We start from the raw sequence: 20,001 nt of genomic DNA, 5'->3' as shown, positions 1-20,001 counted from the left end.
GTGGGCTAGCAGAAGCCGATGCCTCTGACTTTGCCGATGCCCGGCGTGTCCGGCGGCAGCGACTGGCACATATAGTCCTCGCGGCAGAAATGATCGGCCGAACAGGCCGGTCGATTGCCGCGATTGACGGCACCGCCGAGACATTGGTCGAAATTATTGGTGGCCACGCAGATGTCGAATTTCTGGCCGCCGACCAGCCCGCAAATCTCGTTCGGCATCGGCTTGCCGGCTTTGAAGGCGGCAAATGTACGGTCCTTGTCGTCGCAGCCGCGATAGGCGATCCCGCCAGGCACGCCGATCTTCGGCGGCCGGCAGGTGTAGGCGGTACGCGAGACCACAGGCGCGAATGCCGCGAACTGGCCCGATATGCTGTAGCGGTCGTTGAAAGGTTGCGCGGCGTTGCTGGCGATCGAGCCGGTCAGGCAGGGATGGCCTGAAAACATCTTTTCGCTGTCCTTGGGCAGCAGGCACTGCGCCAACTTCGTGCGCACGCCAGACGCGGTGGCCAGCGGCGTGCAAACGGTGCCGCCACCGCACTGCCAATTGGTGCCGAAGCGGGCGGCATCGTCCGGCATCAGGCATGGCATGGCCATCTCGGCCGGCGCGTAGTCGACCGCGCCGGCATCCGTCCAGGCCGCCGGCGGCGCGAAGGAGAGCGGACGGAAGCGGTTCGGCTCCTTGCCCTCCGCAGTTGCGCGCAGCCAGGCCTGGCGGCGCGGAATCTCGGCATGAAGATGCGGCGAAATGCCGACCTCGATGCGGTTCAACGGCGATGTCGTCTTGTCGTCGAGGCCGATGAAATGGAAACCGGCGGTGGAACCGGCCTGATGGCAACCCTGGCAGGCGCCATTGTCCAATCGTTCAACCAGCGCTTCCGGCGTGCGCACGAGTTTCAGCGCGGAATAATCAAGCGATGCGAATTCCTCAGTTTGGAATAATTGCGTAAACGGATGATTGGCCTGCCGCGCACTGCCGAAGGTCGACCACGAGATGATTTTCCTGACCAGGAACTCGTCGGGGATTTCGTAGACGCCTTCGTCGACCGCCGGCAGATTGGCGCCGACATAGGCGGCAAGCCGTGCCTTCAGCGCCGTATCTTGCGAGAGCCGTACGGTATCGGGCGTGTTCTCCAGCGGCTTCTCGCTGATCGTTTCGCCGTCGATGCCGAATATCCGCATGAGATAGGCGGCCTGGCCGCCGAACTCGGTTTCCTGGCCGGAGGGAAAGCGCACCACCTGTGCGTTCAGCTCCAGTTGCTTGAACGTCAGCCCGGCCTTCTCCAGCGGTCCGCCGGTCAGCCAGCCGGCATCGGCGGTCTCGTCAAGCTGTGGCGTCCAGCGCCCGGCAACGCCGACGCAGCCGCCATCGGCATCGGGTGCGGCGCTGTAGATGGCATTGAAGTTGAAAGGCAGACGCGAGGCCAGCAGCTTGCCGTTCTTCCGGAAGCTGTAGGCCAGGCGGTAGATGAAGCGCACCTCGCCGCAACTCTTGTTACCCCGCAGCGCGGCGAAGTCGCGACGGTCGAGCCGATTGACGACGCCGACCAGCCGGAAGCGCGCGGCATCCGTCTTCAGCCAGCGCAAGTCCATGATGCGGCCGACATTGCCGTCGGTGACCTCGTAGAGCGGCCGCCCACCGGCCTTCATGTCGGCACGCAGTGCCGCAACATCGGAGGCAACCGTTTCGACGATGGCGTGATAGGCCGGCGCCTCGTCGTAGAGCGCCTTCAGACCGTCCTCGCCGTCGACGCCAAAAACGTCGGCGAATCCGAAACCCTTGGCATCGAGCGCGGCGAGCACCGCCGGATTGTCGACGATCGTCACCGGACCTTCGGCGTGCGCCGTCGACGCCACGAAGACAGCACAGAGAGTGGCGAGCAGCAGGGCCAGGGCGCGCCTCATTGAGCAGCCGTGCGCGCGTCAAAGAGTTCGCGCAACACCGGCACCAGCGCCAGCGGCAGATCCTCGGCGATCAGACCGGGTCCGAACCGGCTGCCGGCTTCGGCATGCAACCACACCGCAGCGCAGGTCCCCTCAAAGGGCGGCATGCCTTGTGCCAGCAGAGCGGCGATGATGCCCGACAACACGTCGCCTGACCCGGCTGTGGCCAGCCACGGTGCGCCGTTGGAATTGATCGCCGCTTTGCCATCGGGAGCGGCGATCACCGTGTCGGCGCCCTTGTAGACGATGACGGCATTGGCCCGCGCTGCGGCCGCACGCGCCTTGGCCAGTTTCGACAGGCTCTTGTCCCCGGCGATATCAGGAAACAAGCGGCCGAATTCACCCTCATGCGGCGTTATCACCAACGCCGGAGCGTTCGGCTGACGGGCGGCTTCGAACAGTGCCTGGGGTTGATGGCCCAGAGAGGTGATGGCGTCGGCATCCAGGACGATCGCATTTGCGTGGCTTGCGGTCGCCGATGCACGCGCACCATCCGGCAAAGCCTTGATCAGCTGCAGGGCGAAATCGCCAACCTTGGGTTTGGGGCCGAGCCCCGGTCCGAACACCAACGCTTCGGGATGGCGCGCGGCGAGGAATTCCTGCACCTCTTCGAGCGAGCCCGCTTCTCGCAGCATGATAGAGGTCAGGTGTGTCGCGTTGACCTGCATGGCATTGCCAGGCGACAGCACGGTGACTGCCCCTGCCCCGCTTCTCGCGGCGGCGAGCGCCGACAGCCGCGCCGCGCCCGTGGCGCTGGGGCCGCCTGAAAAGACGCCGACATGGCCGCGCTTGTATTTGTGCGCGTCGACCGCCGGCACGGGAAATTCCTGCAACCACAGGTCCGGCACATTCTCGAAAGTCGAGACAGCGAGTTGCGCGATGATGCCGTCGCCGATGCCGATATCGGCGAGCACGATTTCACCGCATTGTCCGCGCCCCGGCAGCAACAGGTGGCCGGGCTTTTTCCGTGCGAAGGTGACGGTGACCTCGGCTCGAAACGCCCTGCCCAATATTTCGCCGCTGGCACTCGAGACGCCCGACGGCAGGTCGACCGCGACCACAGGCAAGCGCAGGGTCTTCACGCTATCGACGGCTTTGGCGACATCGCCGGACAGCGGCTTGGACAGCCCTGCCCCATAGAGCGCGTCGACCACTATCGAGCCGACCTCGGCGTCAAATCCAGACAACGGCCGCGGCTTGATCGAGCACTCCGCGGCGGCGAGCGCCGCATCGCTTTCCGGTCTTGGTGCTCCGGATGCCCAGATTGTGGTGCCGACGCCGCTGTCGGCCAGGATACGGGCGACGACGTAGCCATCGCCGCCATTATTGCCGGGCCCGCACAGCACATGGACGTGCTTCGCCGAGGGATAGCGCTTGAGGACCTCGGCCGCGACCGCTTGACCGGCGCGGCGCATCAGGCCGATACCGTCGACTGGACCGGCGGCAATCGTCAGCCGATCCGCCTCGCTCATTTCGGCGGGGACAAGAAGTTCGTTACTCATGGATTGCCGATCCGCATTCGATCAAGCATTGTCCAATTTTCGATCCGAAGCAAACAAGGGGGAGTTGCCGAGATCTACAGCCACATCGCTGGCACGAGGGCATCGCAGGCACAAAATTGCCTGAGGGGTAGGCGATATGCCTAATTTTTGTGCGGACGCAGGTGCTGGCGCTGTGTAGGCTCCAGCAGCCCATGCCGCTTCCGGTACAGCGAATGACGTGAATTTGCATCCCGGCGCGGCGCGACTTTGAAATCGTATGAGACCGCTTCGAATCCGTCCAATTGGCACAGTTCGTGCTTGATGGAGGCGCAAGCGGGGGCTCACAACCCGTTTTTTTGGCAGTGGAGGCCACTTTTTACATGAAAAAGATCGAAGCGATCATCAAGCCATTCAAGCTGGACGAAGTGAAGGAAGCGCTTCAGGAGGCCGGACTGCAAGGCATCACTGTCACCGAGGCAAAGGGCTTCGGTCGTCAGAAAGGCCATACCGAACTCTACCGCGGCGCCGAATATGTCGTCGACTTCCTGCCGAAGGTGAAGATCGAGGTCGTCCTTGGCGACGATGCGGTCGAAGGTGCGATCGAGGCCATCCGCAAGGCTGCCCAGACCGGCCGTATCGGCGACGGCAAAATCTTCGTTTCCAATATCGAGGAAGTTGTGCGAATCCGCACCGGCGAAACCGGCATGGACGCGGTCTGACCCGACCCGGCCGTTCTCCTAAAACGTCATCATAAGAAAACGTCATCACATAGGGATACATGACATGACGACAGCCAAAGACATCATGAAGCAGATCAAGGACAACGACGTGAAATTCGTCGACCTGCGCTTCACAGACCCGAAGGGCAAGCTGCAGCACGTGACGATGGATGTCATCGAGGTCGAGGAAGACATGTTCGCCGATGGCGTGATGTTCGACGGCTCTTCGATTGCCGGCTGGAAGGCCATCAACGAGTCCGACATGGTGCTGATGCCCGATCCGGACACTGTCCACATGGACCCGTTCTTCGCGCAGTCGACCATGGTCATCCTGTGCGATATCCTCGACCCGGTTTCAGGTGAATCCTACAACCGCGATCCGCGCGGTACGGCCAAGAAGGCCGAGGCCTACATGAAGTCGGAAGGCATCGGCGACACCGTCTTTGTCGGCCCGGAAGCCGAGTTCTTCGTCTTCGACGATGTGAAGTACAAGGCCGACCCCTACAACACCGGCTTCAAGCTCGACTCCACCGAACTGCCGTCGAACGACGACACCGACTATGAGACCGGCAATCTCGGCCACCGTCCGCGCGTCAAGGGCGGCTACTTCCCGGTACCGCCGATCGACAGCGCGCAGGACATGCGCTCCGAAATGCTGACCGTGCTCGCCGAAATGGGTGTGCGCGTCGAAAAGCACCACCACGAAGTGGCGGCTGCCCAGCACGAACTTGGCATCAAGTTCGACGCGCTGGTGCGCAACGCCGACAAGATGCTGATCTACAAATACGTCGTGCACCAGGTCGCCAACGCCTACGGCAAGACGGCAACCTTCATGCCGAAGCCGATCTTCGGCGACAACGGCTCGGGCATGCACGTCCACATGTCGATCTGGAAGAACGGCAAGCCGACCTTCGCCGGAAATGAATATGCCGGCCTGTCGGAAAACTGCCTGTTCTACATCGGCGGTATCATCAAGCACGCCAAGGCGATCAACGCCTTCACCAATCCGCTGACCAACTCCTACAAGCGTCTGGTTCCGGGCTACGAAGCGCCGGTGCTGCTCGCCTATTCGGCGCGCAACCGCTCGGCGTCCTGCCGCATCCCGTTCGGCTCGTCGCCGAAGGCCAAGCGCGTCGAGATCCGCTTCCCCGATCCGGGCGCGAACCCCTATCTCGGCTTCGCGGCGCTGCTGATGGCTGGTCTCGATGGCATCAAGAACAAGATCCACCCCGGCCAGCCGATGGACAAGGACCTCTACGACCTGCCGCCGAAGGAGCTGAAGAAGATCCCGACCGTCTGCGGCTCGCTGCGTGAAGCGCTGCAGAGCCTCGACAAGGACCGCGGCTTCCTGAAAGCCGGCGGCGTCTTCGACGACGACCAGATCGACAGCTACATCGAGTTGAAGATGGCCGAAGTGATGCGCTTCGAAATGACCCCGCATCCTGTCGAGTACGACATGTACTACTCAGTCTAAGATCCCATTCGGATCGTCTTTCAAAGCCCTTGAGGGATTTCTCCTTCAAGGGCTTTTTGCTGTCATGCAACGGCTCATTGCTGGCCCTCGTCCGCCACCCATAGGCAGGCGAAAGCAACGCCGGTCGGTGACGTCGGTTCAAGCTGACAAAAATTGGTTGTCTATTGGGCGGAAGACCGATCGGGCCCGAAAAATGAAGCCAGGAGCGAGCGGAGCACTGTCTCAGGCTACAGTGACCGCTCGTCCGGCGCCCCCGCCAATGCCGCCGTTCAAGAAAACCCCGCCCGTCCGAACAGCATTGCGTGACGTAACCCCAAGGCTTGCGAATACGCATGCTGCACCGCGACCTGTCAACGCCGCCAACCGGGCTGTGGATGGCCGATTTCGCTGCATGAACAGATGCTTATGGAAGGGGCGCCATCACCAATAAGTGCTGGAAAAGGCGGTTTTCCGGGCTTTCCGACAAGCGACCGCTGGAAACGCACACGGCGGTGGCCGGAATTCTTGCGGGATTTGCGACCGCCTGAACTGCCTGACTTTTTCTGGGTATGTTTTGTCCGGGATGCGATCTGCGGGATAATGGCAAAAAAGAACCCCGGCCTGGGCCCCCAGCCCTTAACTTAAATGTGGAATGCTTTCTGCTGCAAAAGTCGGTCGCATAACTTCGAGTTTTGCGACTGACTTTTGCGGCAGGAACTTCCCTGAAAATTCAACGCGGCCGATTTTGTCGCGAATGTTAGGATTTCCGCGACATGAACATGTTGTCGGAGCCGAAGGCCGGCCCCGATCATTGATGATCAGCTAAAATAGGTTTCTGTCATCACTTCTCGGATCACCTTCTATGTGGTGAGGATTGTAGAGATCGTTGCGAGCCTTTCTCCGCCACGGCCGCGCAAGATCCTCCGGGTTAGTTTTGATATCCGCGACAGCGATAGCGGGTAACCCGTTCATAGGGCACTGCACTGCCCACTGACCATCCGCCGAAGCGATGCCCGAGGGAGCGGCCGTGCTCTGGGGTGCGAGAGTGGAAAAGCTGACCCAAAAGGTATTGCTTGCAGCATGCCCCAATACCTCAGCAGCAAATGCCGGAGCACCAGAAGCGGTTTCTCCTGCTGTCGAGAACAGGACGCAATCGACATTGAGCTTCTCGTATTCGATAAATATTTCGGGATAGTGCGCTTCCATGCCGACCGCGCAGCCGAAACGGAAACCGTCCACCTCAAAAGTCACGGGGGTCTTCCCAGGCGAGTACATGAACGAGATTTTCGTGTTCGATAGCAGGCGCTCATCGTAGCGCGTCACTAGCTCCCCACTATCGGAAACGACATACAGGCTGTTGTGCGGCCGATGCGGCGAGGAGAGCTCATGAACAGAGCCGAATATCGTCCAAAGTTTAAGCTCGCTCGCAAGTCCTCTGGTCGCTTCCAGTTCCTCGCGCAAAACACCCCATTCGAAGCGCGTCCAATCGGAAGGCCCGATTTCTCTCGGTCCGATTTCGGACATGATCCGTTTATGTGGCCAGCAGGTTGTCCCTTCCGGGAAATGTAAGAGGCGAGCCCCGGCCTTATGGGCATCACGCATAAGGCGGCGCATCTCCGCTCCACTGGCATGAAGCGCCGCAACGTCACGCGGATCATTGAAGAGGGATGTTTGGGCTACGGCCATCCGAATTGAACAGATCGCAGGCTCGTCCGGAGGTTGGCGGATATTTTGGAGAGCTGCGGTGTAAGATTCGCCGGTTTTGGCAGAACGGGCACGCACACGGCGTTTAAGATTTCCGTTTTGGATCATGATCTGGCCTTTCACGTCCCGGACGCAGTTCCCCAGCAACCCATCCGGTACGATCGGACCAAGACAAGCGACCCGAGACAGAAGTCCCTTTGCCTCCGTTCAAGACCATGCTGGGGAAGGTCTAGGAGGTTGGGCGCAGGCCACGCCAAGATAAGATTGGTGGGCAAGTGCCGATTCGTCAAGCCGCCGCAAAATCTCGAGGTTTGTCCGGCATGTTACCCAGACTTTCGCGACGGTCAAAATTCAGGATTTCCATAACTATTCCGGCAGTTGGATGAGGTGCCTGTCGGTCAGGTAGCTATGCGACAGCTTTGGGGCGACCAGCGCTCATCAACTCGATTAGTCTTTTGAGTCGAGTCACCACGTCACTGGTTTCCAAGAGTTGCTGCTTCTGCTCGATACTGGTCGATAGCAACGGGACGACCGTGTCGGCCAATAGGCTCGGATCGCCGATCGAAGGCAGGCCGAAACGGGCTTTGGATCCTGGCGGAAGCGCGGAAAAATCGACATCGGCGTAGGTCTGATAGGCATCGAGAACCGCATTCGAAAGAGCGGCTGCCTCCTTCGACTGGCCGCCCTGCTCTTCAATCGGCGTAACCTCCGCCGCCAGGAACTCACCATCGGTAAGGCGGACGATGCCTGTTCGCTGAAGCCCACAGACGGTGACCTTGAGAGCCCCGTCCGCCTGTGTCTGGCGATCGACCACGTTTGCTACGACGCCTACCGGATGGAGGGCATCAAGAGTGATGGGACGATCGTCGACACTACGCTTCTGGGCGACAACGACAACGCGCCGATCACCGACAAGAGCGTGTTCCACGGCTTGCCGAGTTTTGTCGCGCGCCACGAAAATCCGCGAGATCATGTGCGGAAACAGGACCATGTCCCGCATAGGAACGATGGGAATATCCGCCCCGGCTGGAAAAGGCGTGCTAGCCTGGGCCGAGGTCGCGGACGACTGGGTCGCTTGGATCCTTGCGGCCAATACGTTCCAGTCTCGATAGCCAAGAATTCGAGCAACGAGCTCCTGGCTCTCACTGTTGGTGAAGGTGACAGATTTAGCGTGAAGCGCTTCACGTAGCGTTTTCGCCATAGCTTTGGCATCGCGGAAATCGCGCATGAGATGATCCTTTGCATAAACGAACGGAGAGCGTCAGGGGCTTGCGTTGCTGACCCGTTCGTTCGGGCAAAGGGAGCCATAAGTGGCTCGATACATTCACCGTACCCCGACGGGGCGCAAGCAGCAGGCTGTATCTACCGAGCACCAATTGTGCGCAGAAGCCTTTACTTGTCAATCTCAAGGCGAGACTCATCTTGGGTTAGGAAGCCGCCGCTCCCCTGTCGCAAAAGTCCCGATTAAAGCCACAGTTTTGCGATTGAATTTTGCGACGCCGCAAATGGGGCATTTTGCTCAATCGAGTGCGCAGACGCCGCACGAAGATATTTTCGGCAAGAAGATCGCCCAGCACACCAATGCTGCAAACGGATTCGGCACCCCTATCTGCTTGGTTTCCAAATTTCGGTTAAGGGCTGGGGCCTGGGCCGGGGTTCTCGCAAAGAGCAGACCGCCGGAAGGACGTGAATCTACCCTGCAAGCTCGTCGGGACTGTGCAGATTCCGTCCGTTCGCCTAGCCAGGACCAGCAGGTAGTAAACCGCCACGACCATGATCAGCCCCGTTGCGATCAGGCTCGGACGGCCGAAGGCAACGTCCAGATGTTCTGGTAAGCGACGTAGACCAGCATCAGGAAAGCGAGGATGGCCGGGACCGGGAAGAGCGGCATGCGATGGTGCCCGCCATCAGTGGTGCCGCTGCGGCGGACGATGTGCGGCGATCGAGCTAATGGCGTTGCGGCTCACCTACCGCGGCTGCTCTGCATGATAGCGATCGAGGTCACATGAGTTTGGAGGAGAGAAATTCGATGAAGCGCTGGGTTTTGGCTGGAATGAGGCGGGTCTCCGTCACCGCGTAGATGCTTACTGGCGTGCCTTGCCATTCGGGCAGAATGTGACGAAGGCGCCCAAATGCCAAGTCCTCTGCGGCAATCTTTTCGGGAAGCAGGGCTATGCCGGCGTGGTTGACCGCCAGGGCGCGGATCATACCCATGCTGTTGAGCGTGAAGCGGCCTCGGGCGCTGACGTCCGCTGTCATTTTCCCCTTGTGCAATGTCCACGTCGGTATTCGCAGCAGGCAAATACATTCATGCTCCGCTAGCTCCGCTGGCGTCGTCGGCTCACCTTGAGCTTCGATATAGGAATCTGACGCATAAAGGTGGCGCGAATGCCGCCCGATCAGGCGAGCGATCAGACTGGAATCTTCGAGTTCGCCCATTCGGATCGCTACATCGAATGGCTCGGCGACCAGGTCGACACGACGTGGCGTCAGGTCGAATTCGAATGTGATGCCAGGATACTGCTGGGCGAAATCAACGATAATTGGCGTGAGGTAGAGCGTAGCGAAATCGACCGGAAGTGAAACCCGCAGCACGCCCGTCGGCTGCTTGAGCATTGCTCCGAGCTGCTCGTGGGCGAGCCGAGCTTCGTCAACGATGCGCTTGCTGCGCTCATAGTAGAGTTGGCCAGCCTCGGTGAGCTCGATCTTTCGCGTCGTGCGATGCAGCAATCTCAGACCGATTGCCTTCTCCAACTCGCTGATGCGCCGCGAAAGCGTCGAGTTCGGCATATCCAGAACCGTTGCCGCTTTTCGGAAGCTCTTGGCTCTGGCTACCTCCACGAACAGCGCCATATCGTTGAGATGGCTCACAAGATTGCTCCATTTATGGAAATGTGATTTCGATTTTGCCAGATTTATCCTGCATTTGGAATGGTGGATAAGGGTCTTCAACGAATGGAGACCTCTCATGAACCAACTTTTCACTTCGGCACCTGTCGGACGCTACACGCTCCCCAACCGCCTGGTCATGGCGCCCATGACCCGCAGCCGCGCGGCTTTCGATGGCACGCCCGGCGAACTGGCAGCCGAATATTATGCTCAACGCGCGGGTGTCGGCCTGATCGTCACCGAAGGCACTCAGCCCTCGGATGATGGCCAGGGCTATCTCAGCACCCCCGGCATTCACACGCCAGCCCATGTCGCGGGCTGGCAGAAGATCACCGCCGCCGTGCACAACAAGGGCGGTCGCATCTTCATCCAGCTCATGCACACCGGTCGTATGTCGCATCCTGACAATACGCCGCATCATCGCCAGAGCGTTGCGCCCTCCGCAATCAAACCAGGAACCGGCATGTTCACGCCGACCGGTCTGCAGGACATTCCCACGCCCCGGGCTCTAACCATCGCAGAAATTCAGCAGACCGTAGCCGATTTCCGCAACGCGGCGCGCCTGGCGATCGAGGCTGGAGCCGATGGCGTCGAAATTCACGGTGCGAACGCGTACCTCATCCAGCAGTTTTTCGCGCCAAGCGCCAATACACGCACGGACGCATATGGCGGTTCCATCAACAATCGCGCCCGCTTTGCCATCGAGGTCGCAACCGCGATTGCCGAAGAAATCGGCGCGGACCGCACTTCAATCCGCCTGTCTCCCGGCACGAGCATGTGGGGGATCGATGAAGGAGTGGAAGGGCCCGATGTCTACCGTTTCCTTGTGGCAGAACTGGACAAGCTGGGGCTGGCCTATTTGCACATCATGGATCAGGGCAACCAGCCGTTGCTGGCCGACATCCGCAAACTTTGGTCGGGCGCCTTGATCCTCAACCGCCCGGGTCGGGCGCGGGAACAGATTGGCGCTGACGTTGCCTCGGGACTGGCCGATCTTGAGGCCTACGGTCAGATGGTTCTCGCCAATCCAGATTTCGTGGAACGTTTGAAGTCCAACGCCGCTATGAATTCGGCGGTCCAAGCCACGTTCTACGGCGGCACCGCGCTTGGCTATACCGACTATCCCGGGCTGAGCGCCTAATCCAAATCCGACGCCAGCGGTCCGATCAATGTCTCCGACCTGACACGGATTGCCCAATTGAAAGTCCTCCCGTGGAGGACTTTCAAGACCTGTCGCCCCATAGCAAGGACAAACTCCATGAACCTCGAACGCGACGCCGCCTCACCTCAAGCGCTTGGCTCCGGCCGGGCACTGCGTCTGCAAGCGTATGGCGGCACTGACAGCTTGAAAGTCGATACGGTTCATGCCCCCGAGCCGGGTCCGGATCAGGTCCTGGTCCAGGTCAAAGCCGCTGGCATCAACGGAATGGATTGGAAAGTCCGTGAAGGCTATCTGCGCGAGAAGTTCAATTTAGCATTGCCCGCCACCCTTGGCATCGAAATGTCGGGCGTCGTGCTCAAGGTCGGCTCGAACGTCAAAGACGTGAGCGTGGGAGAAAGGGTCATGGCTGCACTCGGTGGCCTCGGCGCCTATGCCGACCATTTGGTGATAAACGCCGAAAAGCTCGTCAAGACACCGGCAACCTTGTCGGACATCGACGCGGCAGCGGTGCCGGTGGCGGCGATGACGGCCTGGCAAGTCCTCCAGGTCGCCGAATTCGATCTTCGGGGGAAACGGATGCTCATCCACGGCGCGGCTGGTGGGGTAGGCAGCTTCGCTGTTCAATTCGCCAAGGCGGCAGGTGCGGTCGTTTATGCCACGGCCTCGACAAAGAGCGTGGCCCACGTCCAAGCCCTCGGTGCTGACGAAGTGATCGATTACCAAAAGCAGGAGTTCGAGCTTGTTGCGAGCAACATCGATCTCGTTGTCGATCTCGTCGGCGGTCCGGTCGTGGACAAGTCGTGGGCCATCCTGTCGCAAAATGGTATCTTGGTGAGCATCGCTGCAACCGACGTGGTTGCCCGGGCACCGGAAGGCCGCCGGGGCGTTTGGTTCTCGGTCAAGCCCGACACGGCTCGGCTAGCCACCATCGCCCAACAAATCGCCGATGGCTCCCTGCGATCGGTGATCGCTGACGTCGTTGCCTTCGAGGATCTGGCCGAGGCCATCGAGCGCAACCGTACCGGTCACGCGCCCGGAAAGATGGTTGCAGACTTCACCCGCTGACTTTTGGCCTGCTGCCTGCACTTTCTGCACTGAGGCAAACACCCTGGCTGCCGCGTTTTCGAATGCGGCAGCCACTTTTAGGCCGCCGTCGCCATCCACAACGTCCCCATGCGCGAAACGCCGAGGCGTGTACGATCGGCAGATTAAGTTTAGCGGCTTCATATGCGAACGCGAGGACAGATGACGAATAAAATCGAACAGGCCAAAGAAGTCGCCGAACGGTTGTCAACTTGGGCAAACGTCACGACAAGACCGCTGTTCGGTGCCATCGCTCTGTATCGTGGAGACCATGTCTTCGCGATGGTGTGGAAGGGAGCGGTCTATTTCAAAGTAGACGAAAACACCCGAAAAGACTTTGACGCGGCAGGGTCGCACGCCTTGGAATATCAAAGCCAAGGCAAACCCCAAGCTCTCAAGTCCTATATGGAAGCGCCGGCCGATGTTTTGGAAGATGACGAGACATTGGTTCAATGGGCCGAAAAGGCGTATCGCGCCGCGATAAAAAGTCATCGCTGACGGCGATCTCTACCGTTCGCACCCCTTTTCCACCCCATCTCGGTCATTCCGCATTTATGAGTTCACGGCCTAAAGCGGACACCGGGCCATTTCCATCAACTCATAAGCAAAAAGGCCCCGGCGCGAATGCCGGGGCCTTTTTCATTCTTGCCGAAACGCTTACGCGGCGGCCGAAACCACAGCGCTTTCCGAGACCGAAGCGATCGTCTTCAGGATCTGCGAGGCGATCTGGTAGGGGTCGCCCTGGGAGTTCGGACGGCGGTCTTCCAGATAGCCCTTGTAGTCGTTGTTGACGAAGGAATGCGGGACGCGGATCGAGGCGCCGCGGTCGGCGATGCCGTAGCTGAACCTGTTCCACGGCGCGGTCTCATGCTTGCCGGTCAAGCGCTTGTCGTTGTCCGGTCCGTAGACGGCGATGTGGTCCATCAGGTTCTTGTCGAAGGCCGCCATCAGCGCTTCGAAATAGGCCTTGCCGCCAACTTCGCGCATATAGGCGGTCGAGAAGTTGGCGTGCATGCCCGAGCCGTTCCAGTCGGTGTCGCCGAGCGGCTTGCAGTGGTATTCGATGTCGATGCCGTATTTCTCGGTCAGGCGCTGCATCAAATATCGCGCCATCCACATCTGGTCGGCCGCCTTCTTGGAGCCCTTGCCGAAGATCTGGAATTCCCACTGGCCCTTGGCCACTTCGGCGTTGATGCCTTCATGGTTGATGCCGGCCGCGAGGCAGAGGTCGAGATGTTCCTCAACGATCTGGCGCGCGACGGAGCCGACATTGGAATAGCCGACGCCGGTGTAGTACGGGCCCTGCGGTGCGGGATAGCCGCTCTCGGGGAAGCCGAGCGGGCGGCCGTCCTTGTAGAAGAAATATTCCTGCTCGAAGCCGAACCAGGCACCCTCGTCATCAAGGATGGTGGCGCGGTTGTTGGAGGCGTGCGGCGTGACGCCATCAGGCATCATGACTTCGCACATCACCAGCACGCCGTTGGTGCGGGCGGGATCGGGATAGACAGCGACCGGCTTCAGCACGCAGTCGGAGCTGTGCCCCTCGGCCTGCTGGGTCGAGGAACCGTCGAAGCCCCAGAGCGGCAGCTGCTCGAGCGTCGGGAATTCGGCGAATTCCTTGATCTGCGTCTTGCCGCGAAGGTTGGGGACCGGGATGTATCCATCGAGCCAAATGTACTCGAGCTTGTATTTCGTCATTCTAGCCTCTCGTTGCTTGATCACCGAACCTGGATGACGCCGGCGCGCCGAGCCATCCAGCAGCCCAGCTGCCAAGTCGATAAAATGCAATTCGTGTGCCATTTCCGCTGCGCCGGGTGCGTCAAAAATGCCCGTTCATCCCAGCGATGCAGCCGAGCCGTCTAAGCATTGCGCCAGGATCGACCAAAGGCAGAATCTGCCTTAATAACAGGCAAATGCTGATCTTTCTTTAGGCATCTTGCCTAAGCGGTTTGCAGGACCTACTTTGATGGAAAGATGAATCGACCAAGGTCCGCAGAAGAAAGGCGACCGACAATGGAAATCACGTCAGCCCGTCCGTCGGCAAAAATCTTGATGTTCCCGGTGGCAGCACGCATGACTGCCTCAAATTTAGGCGTGAAGGCTAAGTTCGCGGCAGAGCTTGCCTCTTTGCGCGATCACCCGCTCGACCATGGCGAGGCCTGGTACCACGAGGCTGCCATCGCGGAAGCCGAACTGCCTCGCAAGAGCTAGCCGTCTCCAGGCCATACAACAGAAAAACCCGGCGCGATTGCTCGCGCCGGGTTTTTCTTTGACCAGTTGAGCTCGCCTACTCCTTGGCGTGCAGGTCGGTGCCGAGCGTATCCTTCACGAAGATCATGCCGATGACCAGCGACATCGCCGCGATTACCACCGGATACCAGAGACCATAATATATGTCGCCCTTGTAGGCACTCAGCGCGAACACCGTTGCCGGCAGCAGGCCTCCGAACCAGCCATTGCCGATGTGGTAGGGCAGCGACATGCCGGTGTAGCGAATGCGGGTCGGGAACATCTCGACCAGGATCGCCGCGATCGGCCCGTAGACCATGGTCACGAACAGGACCAAGATGAACAGGATACCGATGGTCATTGGCCAGTTCACGGCCGCCGGGTCGGCGAACATAGCGAACGCGCCGCCACCTGGAATATTGTAGACGGTGACTTCAGGCGCACCCGCTGCTTCATCGGTGGTCAGCAACTTGTCCTTCACGGCCTGGTCGATCGGCACAGTAGCCTTTTCACCGGCGCGGATTGCGGCAGCGTCCAGCTTCAGTTCCGGGTTGGCGGCGACAAACGCGTCGAGCTTCTGGTCCGCAACCTTGATCGCCGCACGCTTCAGCGGATAGCCTCCGTCTTTCAGAGACATGTTGACTGCTTTCACGAAGGCCGCGTCCTTGGCCTTGGCTTGATCGCCAGCAGCGACGGCGTCATAGGATTCCACCGTCTCGTTGCCGATCTTGACCGATGCGGCTGTTCCGGCGGCAGCCGTCGACACCACGTCAAATGGAACCGAGTTCTTGGTCAGGAACGACGTCGCGATGTCACACGAGGTCGTGAACTTCGCCGTGCCGACCGGATTGAACTGGAACCTGCAGTCGCCGGGTGCAGCCGTCACCGTGGCGCGGGTGTTCTGCTGCGCCGTGGCAAGCGCCGGATTGGCAGCCCAGGTCAGCGCCTTGAACAGCGGGAAGGTACAGACGATAGCCAGAGCCAGGCCAGCCATGATGATCGGCTTGCGGCCGATCTTGTCGGAGAGCCAGCCGAAGACGACGAAGAAGATCGAACCGACCGCCAGTGCGATGGCGATCATGATGTTGACCGACTGCGCGTCGACCTTGAGCACGTTGGTCAGGAAGAACAGCGCGTAGAACTGGCCGTTGTACCAGACCACGGCCTGGCCGGCGGTGAGGCCGAGCAGCGCCAGCAGGGCAATCTTGGCATTCTTCCATTGGCCGAAGGCTTCCGTGAGCGGCGCCTTGGAGCCCTTCCCCTCATCCTTCATGCGCTGGAAGGTCGGCGATTCGGAGAGCGAGAGCCGGATCCAGATCGAGATGCCGAGCAGCAGGAAGGAGACGATGAACGGAATACGCCAGCCCCAGGCAGCGTAGGTTTCCTTGCTCAGTGAAGCCTGTACGATCAGGATCACAATCAGCGACAGGAACAGGCCGAGCGTCGCCGTCGTCTGGATCCACGACGTATAATAACCGCGCCGGTTATCCGGCGCGTGCTCGGCGACATAAGTGGCCGCGCCACCATATTCGCCGCCCAGCGCCAGGCCCTGCAGCATGCGCAGGATGATCAGGATCACGGGGGCCGCGATGCCCAAAGTCGCATATCCAGGCAGCAAGCCGACGAGGAAGGTCGACAGGCCCATGATCGTCATGGTGACAAGGAACGTATATTTACGGCCGACAAGGTCGCCGATGCGGCCGAACAGCAGTGCGCCGAACGGGCGAACCAGGAAGCCGGCGGCGAAAGCCAGCAGCGCGAAGATATTGCGCGTCGCTTCCGGAATGGTCGGACTGAAAAACGTCGAGCCGATGAACACTGCGAGCGAGCCGTAGAGATAGAAATCGTACCATTCGAAAACGGTGCCGAGCGAGGAAGCGAAGATGACCTTCTTCTCTTCCCGCGTCATGCCGCGGCTCGTTCCGCCGGCGGTCGATGCGATTGCCATTGTCTTTCCTCCCGTGAGACCCTTGTCCTCGATGCTGCGCATCAACATCCGTGTTCTCCTCCGAACACGGACTCAGGCGCAGCCATCTCGGAAAAATGACAGAAAGCGCTCGCCAAAGGCAGCGCGTCTTTGGGATTATGACTTTGGTATTAGGTGCACTGCGGGATGAAGCAGGGCGAGCGGTGGAACCGTCAGCCCTTGAGCGCTTCGAGCAGGCCGACGGCAGCCATCATGTCGCGCTTGCGGGCCGCGCGGCGCGCGACTGCCTCCGCATCCTGCCCCCAATGCTCGATCTGCCAGTCCTCGTCGACATGGCCGGCAGCCCAGGCAGCCTCGGCGTCGAGCTCGCCGAAATCGACAGCCAGCGCCAGCAGCGCCGAGCCGGTCAGCGAGGTCATCACATGGATGGCGGCGAGCCGCAGCGGTTCGGCGCGCTGGGCGAGATGGCTGCCCAGCACGGCGATGGCTTCGCGCGGCTGCTCGACGTGGATGATGCCTTCGGCGAGATTGAACCTTGCGCCGAGGCTGCCGCGCGCCCAATCGAGCACCGGGTCCCAATGTTCGTTCTGCCGCTCCACCAGCCCTTGCGGTGCATCGGCGCGGTAGCAGAGCAGATCGGACGAGGCAAAGCGCAGGATGTCTTCCAGCACCGCCTGCGGATCGCTGGCGACGCCGTCGATGGCGGTGTTGACGAGGCGCATCATCGGCATCGTCACCGGATCGATGGTCTCGCCCTGGGCGGCGAACTCGTCAGCGACGAGCGCAGCCGCAGCCTCGGTCGGCAGCGCCAGCAGCGCTTTGCCCGGCGTGCGTACCGGCTTGCCGTCGAGATGCACGGCAAAGCCGCCTTCCACCGGCGCGACCGAAACGGTCTTGTAGAAGCGCTTCGGCAGAGGCGTCTTCATCTGGATCTGGGCGCGGCGCACCGGATCCGGGTCGGAAAGATGCTTGCCCGCCTCGAGGTCGTTGAGGATATCTCGCATGAAAGTCTCTCTCACACCGGCGTCAGCTTGCGTACCGGCCGGTTGACGATGATCAGGCCGGCGGCGATCAGGCCAAGTGCCAGGAAAATGCGCATGGTCAGCGGCTCGTTCAAGATGATCGCGCCGCATAACACGCCGAAAACCGGCGACAGGAAGGTGAAACTGGACAGGCCTGACGCCGGATAGCGCCGCAGCAGCCAGAACCACAGCACATAGGTGAAGGCGACGATGTACACCGCCTGGAAAAGCAGTGCCAATGTCGGCAGCACGGTCGGGTCGCGAACGGGCGGACCCGCGAGAGGCAGCACCAACATGCCGACGATTGCAGCACCGGCGAGCTGATAGAGCAGGAGCTTTTCGGCGCTCGCCTCGACCAGCTTCGACCGCTTGATGAGGATGTTGGTCAAGGCCCAGAAAAATCCGGAGCCGAGGCTCAGGAGATCGCCGAACAGCATATCCCCGCCACCGCCAAGCTTGTCGGAAAACACCGCGGCAAGGCCGGCAAAAGCCATTAGCAGGCCGAGGAATTTCCTCAAGGTGATCCGTTCGCCGAGCAGGAGATGGCCGCCGAGCAACATCCAGAACGGCATCGTGTTGACCAGCAGCGTGTTGCGGGCGACGGTCGTGTGCTCCAGGCCGACATAGAGGCAGAGGAACTCGATGCCGAAAAGCGCCCCCACGGCTATGCCGGCGCGCAATGTCCCGTCGCGCGTGAAAAGCGCGATGCCGCGCCACCGGCACCAGGCGAAGACACACAAACCGCCGATGATCGAGCGCGCGATCGACAGGAAGACCGGGTCGTAGCCGGCGTAGGAGATCTTGGCGGCGACATAGTTCAACCCCCAGGAAAAGGTCAGGCCCACCATGATGGCGGCGGCGGCCATGTCGACCGTGTCGCGGCGATCGAGCGCGTCGGTTGCGCCGCTCAAAGTCAATCCTCCGCGCTGGCGTCGTCGAAGCCGATCAGGTTCCAGCTCTGGCGCATGTGCGGCGGCATCGGCGCGGTGACATCGATGACGCCCTTGTCCGGATGCGGAATGATGATGCGCCGCGCATGCAGGTGCAGGCGGTTTTGAATGCCGCCCGGAAAATCCCAATTGGTGTCGGCCTCGAAATATTTCGGATCGCCCAGGATCGGGCAGCCGATGTAAGCGGCATGGACACGAAGCTGGTGGGTGCGGCCGGTATAGGGCTCCATCTCCAGCCAGGTCATCGTCTGCGCCGCCTGCTCGATGATGCGATAGTAGGACACGGCGTGGTCGGCGCCCTTTTCGCCGTGCGCGGCGACGCGGACGCGGTCACCGTCAGGCGTCGGCTCCTTGATCAGCCAGGTCGAGATCTTGTCCTCGCGCTTGGGCGGCACACCCTTGACCAACGCCCAGTAGGTCTTCTTGGTTTCGCGGGCGCGAAACGCTTCCGCGAGTTTCATGGCAGCAAGCCGGGTGCGGGCGACCACTAGGACACCCGAGGTGTCGCGGTCCAGCCTGTGCACCAGGCGCGGCTTCTCGCCCTTCTGGTTGCGCCAGGCTTCCAGCATGTCGTCGACATTGCGGGTGACGCCGGAGCCACCCTGCACGGCAAGGCCTGCCGGCTTGTTGAAGACGAAGACCTTGGGATCCTCATGGATCAGCATTTTCGCCAGGACATCGGCATCGCCCTGGTTGCGGATCGAGTGACCGGTCAGCGCGCTCTCGCCCTTCTTGTCCACCTCGAGCGGCGGGACGCGCACCATCTGGCCGGGCTCGACACGCGTATCGGCCTTGACCCGGCCGCCATCGACGCGGATCTGGCCGGAGCGCAGCAGCTTCTGCAGATGGCCGAAACCAAGGCCCGGGAAATGGGTCTTGAACCAGCGATCGAGCCGCATGCCCGCCTCGCCGGCCTCCACCGTGATCTGTTCAACGCCTGCCATATCTTTTCGCTTATCCGTTTCCCGGCAGGGCTCTGCCCTGCTCTCGGCGCGGCAATAGCATTATGAAACGGTTCTTGCGAGCCAAAGTCCCAGAAACAGGGCGATAATGGCGCCAATGACGCTGGCAAGCGCGTAACCAAACGCTGGCAGCATGGCTCCTCGCTCCCACAGCGTCGCGAAATCGAGCGAAAAGGCTGAGAAAGTGGTGAAGCCGCCCAGAATACCGGTGGCGACGAACAGCCTAAGTTCGTTCGATCCGCCGCGGCGCGCCAGGACGGCGATGAACAGCCCCATGGCGAAGGAGCCGACGATGTTGATGGCCATCGTGCCCCAGGGATAGTTGGGGCCGACAAGGCGCAGCGCGCCTGTGTTGGCGAGGTGTCGAATACCGGCGCCGATGCCGCCACCGACCATAACGAGAAGCAGATTGAACATGACCGTTTACTGCCCCTACAGGGGCGGCACGGTCAATCCCTTGTGTTGTGGGCGGAACCGCAC

Annotated in this window: 17 protein-coding genes; 6 read left to right on the top strand and 11 right to left on the bottom strand. The window is 60.8% G+C overall.

The window, feature by feature from the left end; genetic code table 11:
- Positions 1-5: 5 nt before the first annotated feature.
- A complete protein-coding gene (locus NKI38_RS12525) occupies positions 6-1,901 on the bottom strand; it encodes a hypothetical protein (protein WP_352657890.1) in 1,896 nt (631 codons plus the stop codon).
- Complete coding sequence (locus NKI38_RS12520; RefSeq protein WP_352657888.1) at positions 1,898-3,442, bottom strand: NAD(P)H-hydrate dehydratase; 1,545 nt, start codon at positions 3,440-3,442, stop codon at positions 1,898-1,900. The genes NKI38_RS12525 and NKI38_RS12520 overlap by 4 nt, the downstream gene beginning before the upstream one ends.
- 359 nt (positions 3,443-3,801) lie before the next feature.
- On the opposite strand from NKI38_RS12520, the gene NKI38_RS12515 reads away from it, so the two are divergent.
- Positions 3,802-4,140: a P-II family nitrogen regulator gene (locus NKI38_RS12515; RefSeq protein ID WP_006205430.1), complete on the top strand. Its 339-nt coding sequence runs from the start codon at positions 3,802-3,804 to the stop codon at positions 4,138-4,140.
- 64 nt (positions 4,141-4,204) lie between these two features.
- The gene (gene glnA / locus NKI38_RS12510; RefSeq protein WP_352657885.1) at positions 4,205-5,614 is read left to right on the top strand and encodes a type I glutamate--ammonia ligase; all 1,410 of its coding nucleotides are present in this window, start codon (positions 4,205-4,207) and stop codon (positions 5,612-5,614) included.
- A gap of 801 nt (positions 5,615-6,415) precedes the next feature.
- Here glnA and NKI38_RS12505 read toward each other — a convergent pair.
- The 3 genes from NKI38_RS12505 to NKI38_RS12495 form a co-directional block, all read right to left on the bottom strand.
- Complete coding sequence (locus NKI38_RS12505) at positions 6,416-7,405, bottom strand: carbon-nitrogen hydrolase family protein (protein WP_352658081.1); 990 nt, start codon at positions 7,403-7,405, stop codon at positions 6,416-6,418.
- Positions 7,406-7,703: 298 nt separating this feature from the next.
- On the bottom strand, positions 7,704-8,525 hold the full coding sequence (locus NKI38_RS12500; RefSeq protein WP_352657882.1) for an LON peptidase substrate-binding domain-containing protein: 822 nt from the start codon (positions 8,523-8,525) through the stop codon (positions 7,704-7,706).
- Between the two features lie 773 nt (positions 8,526-9,298).
- On the bottom strand, positions 9,299-10,168 hold the full coding sequence (locus NKI38_RS12495) for a LysR family transcriptional regulator (protein WP_352657879.1): 870 nt from the start codon (positions 10,166-10,168) through the stop codon (positions 9,299-9,301).
- Positions 10,169-10,265: 97 nt separating this feature from the next.
- Here NKI38_RS12495 and NKI38_RS12490 point away from each other — a divergent pair, with 97 nt between their 5' ends.
- From NKI38_RS12490 to NKI38_RS12480, 3 genes are all read left to right on the top strand, one after another.
- On the top strand, positions 10,266-11,327 hold the full coding sequence (locus tag NKI38_RS12490) for an alkene reductase (protein ID WP_352657876.1): 1,062 nt from the start codon (positions 10,266-10,268) through the stop codon (positions 11,325-11,327).
- A gap of 117 nt (positions 11,328-11,444) precedes the next feature.
- The gene (locus tag NKI38_RS12485; RefSeq protein WP_352657873.1) at positions 11,445-12,413 is read left to right on the top strand and encodes an NADP-dependent oxidoreductase; all 969 of its coding nucleotides are present in this window, start codon (positions 11,445-11,447) and stop codon (positions 12,411-12,413) included.
- 180 nt (positions 12,414-12,593) lie between these two features.
- Positions 12,594-12,929, top strand: coding sequence for a TfoX/Sxy family protein (locus NKI38_RS12480; protein ID WP_352657870.1), 336 nt, complete (start codon positions 12,594-12,596; stop codon positions 12,927-12,929).
- A gap of 159 nt (positions 12,930-13,088) precedes the next feature.
- Here the strand turns inward: NKI38_RS12480 and NKI38_RS12475 are convergent, their stop codons facing one another.
- The gene (locus tag NKI38_RS12475) at positions 13,089-14,129 is read right to left on the bottom strand and encodes a glutamine synthetase beta-grasp domain-containing protein (protein ID WP_352657867.1); all 1,041 of its coding nucleotides are present in this window, start codon (positions 14,127-14,129) and stop codon (positions 13,089-13,091) included.
- Positions 14,130-14,444: 315 nt separating this feature from the next.
- On the opposite strand from NKI38_RS12475, the gene NKI38_RS12470 reads away from it, so the two are divergent.
- A complete protein-coding gene (locus NKI38_RS12470) occupies positions 14,445-14,642 on the top strand; it encodes a DUF2735 domain-containing protein (protein ID WP_352657865.1) in 198 nt (65 codons plus the stop codon).
- Positions 14,643-14,718: 76 nt separating this feature from the next.
- Here the strand turns inward: NKI38_RS12470 and NKI38_RS12465 are convergent, their stop codons facing one another.
- The 5 genes from NKI38_RS12465 to crcB all read right to left on the bottom strand — a co-directional run bounded on the left by NKI38_RS12465 (position 14,719) and on the right by crcB (position 19,938).
- A complete protein-coding gene (locus tag NKI38_RS12465; RefSeq protein WP_352658078.1) occupies positions 14,719-16,608 on the bottom strand; it encodes an MFS transporter in 1,890 nt (629 codons plus the stop codon).
- Positions 16,609-16,799: 191 nt separating this feature from the next.
- Entirely contained in the window at positions 16,800-17,591 is a 792-nt protein-coding gene (locus NKI38_RS12460) for an ATP12 family chaperone protein (RefSeq protein WP_352657862.1), read from the bottom strand.
- Positions 17,592-17,602: 11 nt separating this feature from the next.
- On the bottom strand, positions 17,603-18,475 hold the full coding sequence (locus tag NKI38_RS12455; RefSeq protein WP_352658075.1) for a DMT family transporter: 873 nt from the start codon (positions 18,473-18,475) through the stop codon (positions 17,603-17,605).
- Between the two features lie 47 nt (positions 18,476-18,522).
- On the bottom strand, positions 18,523-19,503 hold the full coding sequence (locus tag NKI38_RS12450) for an RluA family pseudouridine synthase (protein WP_023757961.1): 981 nt from the start codon (positions 19,501-19,503) through the stop codon (positions 18,523-18,525).
- Between the two features lie 60 nt (positions 19,504-19,563).
- Positions 19,564-19,938 carry a fluoride efflux transporter CrcB gene (gene crcB / locus NKI38_RS12445; protein ID WP_352657859.1) on the bottom strand — a complete coding sequence of 125 codons (375 nt, stop codon included), beginning with the start codon at positions 19,936-19,938 and terminating at the stop codon, positions 19,564-19,566.
- Positions 19,939-20,001: the final 63 nt, after the last annotated feature.

This window comes from Mesorhizobium sp. M0621 (assembly GCF_040320745.1).
In the GTDB taxonomy this organism is placed as follows: domain Bacteria; phylum Pseudomonadota; class Alphaproteobacteria; order Rhizobiales; family Rhizobiaceae; genus Mesorhizobium.
This window is presented reverse-complemented; position numbering and strand designations above follow the sequence as displayed.